Here is a 9,146-nt window from a genome sequence, read left to right as displayed (position 1 = left end):
CGCACCCCCACCGGCGCGGTCTACCACTCCACCGCCCCACCACTACCCGGACCACCAGTACGCCGACGACTCAGCCTCATCGAAGGCCAACTCAGCATCGACCTCGTCACCTTCGACGCCGCCTAATCGCGGAGTGCCGACGGGAGTTCGACTGGCGCACTAACTTCGGAGTATGGCCGCCCCGACTGTGCTCGTCAGCGGCGCCGGTATCGCCGGACCGTCGCTTGCTTTCTGGCTGACCCGAAACGGCTATCGAGTCATCGTCACCGAGATTGCCCCGGGGATTCGACCGGGCGGTCAGACCGTAGATCTGCGCGGTGCAGGCGGGGATGTGATCGCGAAGATGGGGCTGATGGGCGTGATGCAGTCCCACGCACTGGACCAACGCGGCGCCGCGTGGGTGCGATCGGATGGCAGCCGACGTGCCGAGATGCCGGTGACGGCGTTCGGTGGTCGCGGCCCGGTATCCAAGCTCGAAATCCTGCGTGGCGACCTCGTCTCGGGGCTGTACGAGGCCACCAGTAACCATGCCGACTACCGTTTTGGCACAAGAATTTCTGATCTCACGCAGAACCCTGACGGCGTGCACGTCACGATGTCCGACGGGTCGCACCTGGTCGCAGATTTGGTGATCGGTGCCGATGGTCCGCATTCCGGGGTGCGGCAGTTGGCGTTCGGGCCGGAGGAGCATTTCGTCAGGCCGATCGGCGGCTACAACGCGTGGTTCTCTGCACCTGACACCGTAGGACTGGACGGGTGGTACCTGCTCTACCAAGCCCCCGGCGGCCTCAACGCTTCCATGCGACCGTCACATGACCCGTCGATCGCCAAGGCGGGGCTGGCATTCCAGTCGGAGCCGCTGTCCTACGACCGACGCGACATCGATGCCCAACGCGCAATCCTGGTCGAACGGTTTGCAGGCAAGGGGTGGCAGTGCGACTCGCTCTTGGCGGCGGCGCAAGAGGCCGACGACTTCTACTTCGATTCTCTCGCACAGGTGCACATGCGTGCCTGGTCCGCAGGCCGGGTGGCACTGGTGGGCGACGCCGGCTACTGCGCATCTCCGCTATCGGGCATGGGCACCAGCCTCGCACTGGTCGGTGCCTACGTGCTGGCAGGCGAACTCGGCGCGGCCGAGGACCTCGACAGCGAGGGCATCGATGCAGCACTCGGCAGATACCAGACAGTGATGCGGCCTTATGTCGACACCTGTCAGGATCTGCCCAACACCATCGATCGTTTCGCCCCGATGACCGAGAGGGACATCGCCGTCAACGCCGCAGCGATGAAGTGGATGCAGCGTTGGCCGTTTCGCCCGATCGCCGCCCGGCTTTGGTTCGGCAGCGCGGATTCGATCACACTGCCGGAGTACTGACTACATCGAGCGGGACAGCACCCTGCCGAATTGGAGCAGCCGCTGCATCTGCGCCAAACCTCCGTTGTCGACCGACTTCACGAAACGGAAAGACTCGCAGTAGATGTCGGTTTCGGTCGCCGACTTCTGCCGCGATCTGGTGACCAGTTGGGTGTAGATCCGCAACTTCACCTCGGACAGTCGCCGGGTGCCGTCGCCGAGCACCTCGTACTCAGTGGACAGAACCTGGTCGGTCACCGTGGACAACAGGATCGACCGCACCGACGCCATCAGGACGCGGTGCGGCTCGTCGGCGTCGCGCGGACCGGACACGTCGTCGTCAGCACGCCACATGATCAGTCGGTGGCCGTCGGTGGCGAGCACCTCCTGCCACAGCGCCTCGCCCCACACCCTCTCGGTGAACCCGCGCGACATGACAAACGACCTGATCGCCGCCGGTTCCACGACAGAACGCAACTGGTCCAACGCCAGGTCCGGGTCACGCAGATACACCCTCGCCGCCTCGCTGACGCTGGTGTAGGGAGCCCAGTCCTGTGGTGGTGCCATCTAGGACTCGAGACTGCCTTCTCGACCACCCTGCACCGCGGCGGCAGCGGCACGAATCTGCGGCGTCACCAGCATGACCTGCCCGAGCAGTCCGTTGACGAAGCCGGGTGAGTCATCGGTGGACAGCTGCTTGGCCAGCTCGACGGCCTCGTCGACCGCCACCGGTTCGGGGACATCGTCGGCGTGCAGCAATTCCCACACCGCGACGCGCAGGATGGCTCGATCGACCGCGGGCAGTCGTTCCAGCGACCAACCCTGCAGGTGCGCCGAGATCAGGTCGTCGACGTGCGCCTGGTGTTCGGTCACACCGCGCGCAACGGTCACCGTGTACGGGTTCAACGGTGATACTTCGTCGGACTGACTTTGCGCCAACGCGTTTCGCGACTCCGCAACCTCCGCGGGGGTGAGCCCCCGGGCCTCCGCCTCGAACAGGAGGTCAATGGCGCGTTTGCGGGCCTGGTGCCGGCCCCGGTCACCTTTCCGGTCACTCACCCCGTCCCTCCGCTGCGCTCGGCGGGGGCACTCCGCGTCGCTTCGCTCGCGCGGGTGTCAGGCATTGACCCTTCCCAGGTAGCTGCCGTCGCGGGAATCGACCTTGAGCTTGTCGCCGGTGTTGATGAACAGCGGAACCTGGATCTCGGCGCCTGTCTCCAGCGTCGCCGGCTTGGTGCCCGCGCTGGACCGGTCGCCCTGCAGGCCCGGCTCGGTGGACGCGACCAGCAGTTCCACCGTCACCGGCAGTTCGAGGTACAGCGCCACGCCGTCGTGGAAAGCGATCTGCACCGGCATGCTCTCCAGCAGGAACCCGGCGGCCCGGCCGACCAGTGACTCCGGCAGCGGATGCTGCTCGAAATCCTCACTGTCCATGAACACGAAGTCGGACCCGTCGCGGTACAGGTAGGTCGCGTCCCGACGGTCCACCGTCGCCGTCTCCACCTTCACCCCGGCGTTGTAGGTCTTGTCGACGACCTTGCCGGAGATGACGTTCTTCAGCTTGGTCCGCACAAAGGCCGGTCCCTTACCCGGCTTCACGTGCTGGAACTCGACAATCTGCCAGAGCTGGCCGTCGATCTGCAGGACGAGCCCGTTCTTGAAGTCTGCGGTCGATGCCACGGTGGGTTGTTCTCCTAGCTATCAGAGGATCGCCAGTTCCTTGGGGAACCGGGTCAGCAAGTCGGGGGTCTTATGGGAGTCACTGCCCACGACCAACGTGTCCTCGATTCGGACACCGCCACGGTCGGGCAGATAGACACCTGGCTCCACGGTCACGGCGGAGCCAGCAAGCAGTGTACCGGCGGCCGAGGCGTTGATTCCCGGCGCTTCATGGATCTGCAGCCCGACGCCGTGCCCGAGGCCGTGCCCGAAGTTCTCGGCGTACCCGGCATCGCTGATGACCGCCCGTGATGCCGCGTCGACGGCACTGAGCGCGATGCCAGGGGCGAGCGCCTCCCGCCCGGCCCGCTGCGCGGCGAGGACCAGGTCGTAGATGTCGTGTTGCCACTGGGCGATCGGTGACAGCACAAATGTGCGGGTCATGTCCGAGTGGTAACCACACACCAGCGCGCCGAAGTCGATCTTGACGAAGTCACCGGCGGCCAGCACCGCGTCGGTGGGCCGGTGGTGCGGGATCGCCGAGTTCGACCCGGTCGCGACGATCGTCTCGAACGACGCCCCGTCGGCACCGTGGTCGAGCATCAGCGCCTCCAGGTCGCGCCTGACGTCCTTCTCGGTGCGACCCGGACGCAGGCCACCGCGCTCCACCAGGTCTTTCAGCGCCGCGTCCGCCGCTTCGCACGCCAACCGCAGCAGCGCGATCTCGCCGGCGTCCTTGACTTCCCGCAGACTCTCGACCATCCCGGCGGCGCTCACCAACTCGCAGTGCTCGCCGGCGGCCCGGGTCAGTGCGCCGAACCCGTCGACGGTGACGACGTGGCTTTCGAAGCCCAGGGTTCGTACCGTGCCCGACTCGGCCGCCCGGCCGACCAGATGCGGTCCACACGCCCGCTCGATCACGACCTGGGCATCGGGTGCCTGTTGGGCGGCCTGGGTGCGATAGCGCCCATCGGTGGCCAGTACCGGCGTTTCGTCCTCGGCGAGGATCAGCAGGGCGGCATTCGAACCGGTGAATCCCGACAGATATCGGACGTTGACCAGGTCTGACACCAGCAGGGCATCAAGTTCCGCGGCCGCCAGCCGTTGGCGCAACCGGTCGCGACGCTGAGAAATAGTCACAGGCGGTGACGCTACTCGCTAAGGTGATGCCTCATGAGTAAGTGGTTGCTGCGCGGACTGGTGTTCGCCGCCCTGATGGTGATCGTTCGGTTACTGCAGGGAGCGATGATCAACGCGTGGGAGACCAAGGCCGGTTTGATCAGCCTGACGCTGGTCATCCTGTTCGCCGTCGTCGCGCTGGTGTGGGGCTACGCCGACGGCCGGTCCGACGCCCGCGCCAACCCTGATCCCGACCGGCGCCCGGATCTCGCGATGACATGGCTGCTGGCCGGCCTGTTCGCTGGCGTGGTCAGCGGCGCGGTGGCCTGGTTCATCGGCGTGTTCTACCAGAACCTGTACGTCGAGGGCCTGATCAACGAGATCACCACCTTTGCGGCGTTCACCGCGCTGCTGGTGTTCATCTGCGCCATCGTCGGCGTTGCGCTCGGCCACTGGCTCGTCGACCGCAAAGCTCCCCAGCAGGGGCGTCGCCGGGAGAGCGACGACGACCGCGCCGACACCGACGTGTTCGCCGCCGTGCGCGACGACCGCTCCGACGCCGACTACCGGCCCCAGTCCACCGCGACCGAGGCCGACCAGCAGACATCGCCGGTCGCCGTCGCCGACGACGACACCAGGCGCGACTAGGTCCGGGCCACCTCGGCGTAGGCGGCGGCAAGCAGCGAGGGATCGGGGCCTTCCAGTCGGCCCGGCTTGGCCAGACCGTCGAGCACCACAAAACGCAGCACCCCGGCGCGGGTCTTCTTGTCGCCGACCATCGCCTCCAGCAACTGCGGTAGCGCGTCGGCGTCGTAGCTGACCGGCAGGCCGAGCGAACCGAGAATGGCGCGGTGCCGTTCGGCGGTGGCATCGTCGAGCCGACCTGCCAGCCGGCCCAGTTCGGCGGCGAACACCAGCCCCACCGACACCGCGGCGCCGTGCCGCCACTGATACCGCTCGCGGCGTTCGATCGCGTGGGCCAGGGTGTGCCCGTAGTTGAGGATCTCGCGCAGCTGCGATTCCTTCTCGTCGGCCGCGACCACCTCGGCTTTGACGGCCACCGCACGCCTGATCAGTTCCGGCAACACCGTCCCGCCGGGATCGAGGGCAAGCTCGGGGTCGGCCTCGATGAGGTCGAGGATCGTCGGGTCGGCGATGAAACCGGCCTTCACGATCTCCGCCATCCCCGCCACGATCTCGTTGCGCGGCAGTGTTTCCAGCGTGGCCAGGTCGATCAGCACCGCCGCGGGCTGGTGGAAGGCGCCCACCAGGTTCTTGCCCGCGTCGGTGTTGATTCCGGTCTTACCCCCCACCGCGGCGTCAACCATGCCGAGCAGGGTGGTCGGGATGTGGACGACGTCGATGCCCCGCAGCCACGTCGCCGCGGCGAAACCGGCGACATCGGTGGCCGCTCCCCCGCCCAGGCTGACAATCGCGTCCTTGCGCCCGACGCCGATGCGTCCGAGCACTTCCCAGATGAACCCGAGCACCGGCAACTCCTTGCCGGCCTCGGCGTCGGGAATCTCGATCCGGTGGGCGTCGATCCCCTTGTCCGACAGGTGCTCCCGGACCGCCTCGGCGGTCTGCGCCAGCACCGGCTGGTGCAGGATCGCCACCTTGTACCTGCCACCGAGGATGCGCGCCAGGTCACCGAGAAGGCCGGTCCCGATGAGCACCGGGTACGGCGGATCTGTGCGGACCTCAACCGTCACCGGCTCAGTCACGGAACGTCCTTTCTGGAACAGGAGGAGCCGCCGGCCTTCCTGGCTGCGACGGTTGCAGGGCTCGGAGGTGCCTCCGTCGACGGTGGCGCACTCAACGACAGCGGGGCGCGACGCCATGACGGACGCCGGCGACGACGCTCCGGTTTGGGCTTGGGAGAATCCGGGTCCTGCAGTTTGGCGACGATGTAACGCACCACTGCTCCCGGGTTCCGGTGGTTGGTGTTCACCCGCAGCGTTGCCACCTGCCGGTACAGCGGAACACGCTCTGCCATCAGGGCTTTGAACTTCTCGCTGCGATCGGGGCCGGCCAGCAACGGCCGCACGGTCGTCCCCCCGGTGCGACGCACGCCCTCGGCAGCGCTGATCTCGAGATAGATCACGGTGTGTCCGGCCAGGGCTTCGCGCACGCCTGCACTGGTCACCGCACCACCGCCCAGTGACAGCACACCCTCATGGGTGGCCAGGGCGTCGCGGATGACACGCTCCTCGATCCGGCGGAACTCGGCTTCCCCGTCGGTACCGAAGATGTCGGCGATGGTGCGGCCGGTGGTCTGCTCGATCGCCGCATCGGTGTCGAGCAACGCGACGTCCAATGTCTTGGCCAGCCGGCGGCCGATCGTGGACTTACCCGACCCGGGAAGCCCGATCAGAACCACTTTGGGCGCCATCAGCCCGATGCCCGCACGGCGACGGTCGGTTCGCGATCGGCCAGCGCCCGCAGGTAGGTCTCGATGTTGGCGCGTGTCTCCGCCAGCGAGTCGCCGCCGAACTTCTCCAGCGCGGCCCGCGCCAACACCAGTGCGACCATCGTTTCGACGACGACCCCGGCCGCGGGCACCGCACACACGTCCGAGCGCTGGTGGATGGCGACGGCTTCGTCACCGGTCGCCATATCGACGGTGGCGAGTGCGCGGGGCACGGTGGAGATCGGCTTCATCGCCGCGCGCACCCGCACGGGCTGGCCGTTGGTCATGCCCCCTTCGAGGCCGCCGGCACGGTTGGTGGACCGCATCACGCCGTCGGCGCCGGGATACATCTCGTCGTGGGCGACGCTGCCGCGCCGGCGCGCCGTCTCGAAACCGTCACCGATCTCCACACCCTTGATGGCCTGGATGCCCATGACGGCGCCGGCCAACTGACTGTCGAGACGGTTGTCCCCGCTGGTGAAAGAACCGAGTCCGACGGGCAGGCCGTGGACCACCACCTCGACCACGCCGCCCAGGGTGTCACCGTCTTTTTTCGCGGCCTCGATCTCCGCGATCATCGACGCCTCGCTGGATTCGTCGAAGGCGCGCACCGGGCTGTCGTCGATCGCCGCCAGGTCGGCGGCCTGTGGCGGTGGACCGTCGTACGGCTGGGACGCACCGATGGAGATGACGTGGGAGACAACCTCGACACCGAGTGCCTGCTGCAGGAAGGCGCGGGCGACGGTACCCGCGGCGACCCGGGCCGCGGTCTCGCGGGCGCTGGCACGTTCCAGCACCGGACGGGCGTCGTCGAAGCCGTACTTGAGCATGCCTGCGTAGTCGGCGTGGCCGGGCCGTGGCCTGGTCAGCGGCGCGTTGCGGGCGGCGCTGTCGGCGAGCACCGCGGCATCAACAGGGTCGGGCGCCATCACCGTCTCCCATTTCGGCCATTCGGTGTTGCCGATCTCGATGGCGATCGGCCCGCCGAGGGTGAGGCCGTGGCGCAGCCCCGCGAGCAGGGTGATCTGGTCCTGCTCGAACTTCATCCGCGCGCCCCGGCCGTAGCCGAGTCGTCTGCGGGCCAACTGCCCCGCAATGTCCTGTGAGGTCACCTGGACACCGGCCACCATGCCCTCGACCATGGCCACCAACGCGCGGCCGTGGGATTCGCCTGCAGTCGTCCATCGCAACACGGGTCCCATTTTCGCACGACGGCGGCGCCGCCCCGAAACTGCGCGAGGGCTACAGCAGGGCCAGGGTCACCGCGGCCCCGGCGGCGGCACACATCGACGGCCCGTGCGGCAGCGGCGCCCGGTCACCGCGGATCAACGCGGCCAACCCCAGCAGGACGGTCAGAGCCGACGCCCCGAGGACGGCCACCAGCCACACGTGGACACCGAACGACCCGGTGAGGGCACCGAGCCCGATCGAAAGCTTCACGTCGCCGGCACCCATCGCCTGTGGCGCAGCCAGGTGCACTGCCGCGTAGACAGCGAACATCACCGCCGCCCCCGCAGCCGCCGCCGTTCCATGCCCGGCGAGCACGGCCGCGACCAGGATCGTCGCCGCGCCGGGAAGCGTCAGCGCATTGGGAAGCCTGCGCTGCCGGACATCAAACCAACTCAACGCCACCAGCCAAGCCGCCGCACCGGCGACAGCCAGCGCCTCCCACGCCTGCCCCACCTGTCCAGGCTAGGGCCGCCGCCGGACGGTCCGTCGCACCAAAAAGGCTCAGGCCCCGGCGAGCGCCGCCCGCATCGCCTCTTTGGGCGCGGGCAGCCCGGTGAACTGCTCGACCTGCGTGAACGCCTGGTGCAGCAGCATCTGCAGGCCGCTGATCACCTGGCCGCCGGCCGCCTGGACCGCCACGGCCAGTGGGGTGGGCCATGGGTCGTAGATCGCGTCGAGCAACACCGGCGTCCGTGACAGCGCCGGGGCGTAGGGCGCGACCGCGTCGGCGGGGATCGTGTTCACCACGACGTCGACGCCGGCGACGACGTCGACCAACTGCGCGTCGCCGACATCACACCAGCGGGCCCCCACGCCGCAGCGGGCCGCGAGTTCGACCAGTGGCGCGGCCTTCCCGGCGTTACGCGCGGCCACCGTGATGTGTCGGGCGCCGAGCTCGACGAGGCCGACGATCACCGCCGGTGCGGTGCCACCCGATCCCACCACCATCGCGCGGTCGCAGGAGGGTACCCCGGACAGCGCTCCCACCACCCCGTCGACGTCGGTGTTGTCGGCATGCCAGCCGGCAGCCGAGCGCACCAGGGTGTTGGCCGAGCCGACCGTCCTGGCCCGAGCGGTGGCGTCGTCGGCGAACTCCAGCGCGGCGAATTTGCCCGGCATCGTCACCGACACCCCGACCCATTCCGGTCCGAATCCGCCCACCAGGCCGGGCAGTTGCTCACCGGTGCACTCGATGCGGTCGTAGGTCCAGTCGTCCAGACCCAGCGCCCGGTAGGCCGCCAGGTGCAGCAGCGGAGAACGTGAATGCGCGATCGGGGAGCCCAGCACGGCTGCCCGCCGTCCGCTCATCGGCTCTGTCTGCTCTTCGCGCAAGCGCTCATCGGCTCTGTCTGCTCTTCGCGCAAGCGCTCATCG

General features: G+C 68.3%; 11 protein-coding genes. 2 read left to right on the top strand and 9 right to left on the bottom strand.

Going from position 1 to position 9,146, the window contains the following annotated elements:
• Positions 1 to 172 precede the first annotated feature (172 nt).
• Complete coding sequence (locus BEMPMBAN_RS05450; RefSeq protein WP_159229372.1) at positions 173 to 1,375, top strand: FAD-dependent monooxygenase; 1,203 nt, start codon at positions 173 to 175, stop codon at positions 1,373 to 1,375.
• Here BEMPMBAN_RS05450 and BEMPMBAN_RS05445 read toward each other — a convergent pair whose 3' ends face one another.
• From BEMPMBAN_RS05445 to BEMPMBAN_RS05430, 4 genes are read right to left on the bottom strand one after another with little or no spacing between them, the layout of a single operon-like run.
• Positions 1,376 to 1,921: a hypothetical protein gene (locus BEMPMBAN_RS05445; protein ID WP_159229371.1), complete on the bottom strand. Its 546-nt coding sequence runs from the start codon at positions 1,919 to 1,921 to the stop codon at positions 1,376 to 1,378.
• On the bottom strand, positions 1,922 to 2,413 hold the full coding sequence (gene nusB / locus BEMPMBAN_RS05440) for a transcription antitermination factor NusB (protein WP_159229370.1): 492 nt from the start codon (positions 2,411 to 2,413) through the stop codon (positions 1,922 to 1,924).
• Positions 2,414 to 2,470: 57 nt separating this feature from the next.
• Positions 2,471 to 3,034, bottom strand: coding sequence for an elongation factor P (gene efp / locus BEMPMBAN_RS05435; protein ID WP_159229369.1), 564 nt, complete (start codon positions 3,032 to 3,034; stop codon positions 2,471 to 2,473).
• A gap of 21 nt (positions 3,035 to 3,055) precedes the next feature.
• Complete coding sequence (locus BEMPMBAN_RS05430) at positions 3,056 to 4,153, bottom strand: aminopeptidase P family protein (RefSeq protein ID WP_159229368.1); 1,098 nt, start codon at positions 4,151 to 4,153, stop codon at positions 3,056 to 3,058.
• A gap of 33 nt (positions 4,154 to 4,186) precedes the next feature.
• On the opposite strand from BEMPMBAN_RS05430, the gene BEMPMBAN_RS05425 reads away from it, so the two are divergent.
• Positions 4,187 to 4,780 carry a B-4DMT family transporter gene (locus BEMPMBAN_RS05425; protein ID WP_159229367.1) on the top strand — a complete coding sequence of 198 codons (594 nt, stop codon included), beginning with the start codon at positions 4,187 to 4,189 and terminating at the stop codon, positions 4,778 to 4,780.
• Here the strand turns inward: BEMPMBAN_RS05425 and aroB are convergent.
• The 5 genes from aroB to BEMPMBAN_RS05400 are packed head-to-tail and all read right to left on the bottom strand — an operon-like array spanning position 4,777 to position 9,080.
• Positions 4,777 to 5,856: a 3-dehydroquinate synthase gene (gene aroB / locus BEMPMBAN_RS05420; RefSeq protein WP_159229366.1), complete on the bottom strand. Its 1,080-nt coding sequence runs from the start codon at positions 5,854 to 5,856 to the stop codon at positions 4,777 to 4,779. The two genes, BEMPMBAN_RS05425 and aroB, sit on opposite strands and share 4 nt — an antisense overlap.
• The gene (locus BEMPMBAN_RS05415; protein ID WP_159229365.1) at positions 5,853 to 6,524 is read right to left on the bottom strand and encodes a shikimate kinase; all 672 of its coding nucleotides are present in this window, start codon (positions 6,522 to 6,524) and stop codon (positions 5,853 to 5,855) included. The genes aroB and BEMPMBAN_RS05415 overlap by 4 nt, the downstream gene beginning before the upstream one ends.
• The gene (aroC, locus tag BEMPMBAN_RS05410; protein WP_159229364.1) at positions 6,524 to 7,735 is read right to left on the bottom strand and encodes a chorismate synthase; all 1,212 of its coding nucleotides are present in this window, start codon (positions 7,733 to 7,735) and stop codon (positions 6,524 to 6,526) included. Before aroC ends, BEMPMBAN_RS05415 begins: the two co-directional genes overlap by 1 nt.
• Positions 7,736 to 7,784: 49 nt before the next feature.
• On the bottom strand, positions 7,785 to 8,225 hold the full coding sequence (locus BEMPMBAN_RS05405) for a prepilin peptidase (protein WP_159229363.1): 441 nt from the start codon (positions 8,223 to 8,225) through the stop codon (positions 7,785 to 7,787).
• A gap of 48 nt (positions 8,226 to 8,273) precedes the next feature.
• A complete protein-coding gene (locus tag BEMPMBAN_RS05400; RefSeq protein WP_159229362.1) occupies positions 8,274 to 9,080 on the bottom strand; it encodes a shikimate dehydrogenase in 807 nt (268 codons plus the stop codon).
• Positions 9,081 to 9,146: the final 66 nt, after the last annotated feature.

It is taken from the genome of Mycolicibacterium austroafricanum (assembly GCF_902705885.1).
GTDB classification, from domain to species: Bacteria; Actinomycetota; Actinomycetes; order Mycobacteriales; family Mycobacteriaceae; genus Mycobacterium; species Mycobacterium vanbaalenii_A.
The sequence above is the reverse complement of the archived record's forward strand: the minus strand, read 5'-3'. Positions and strand labels throughout refer to the sequence as shown.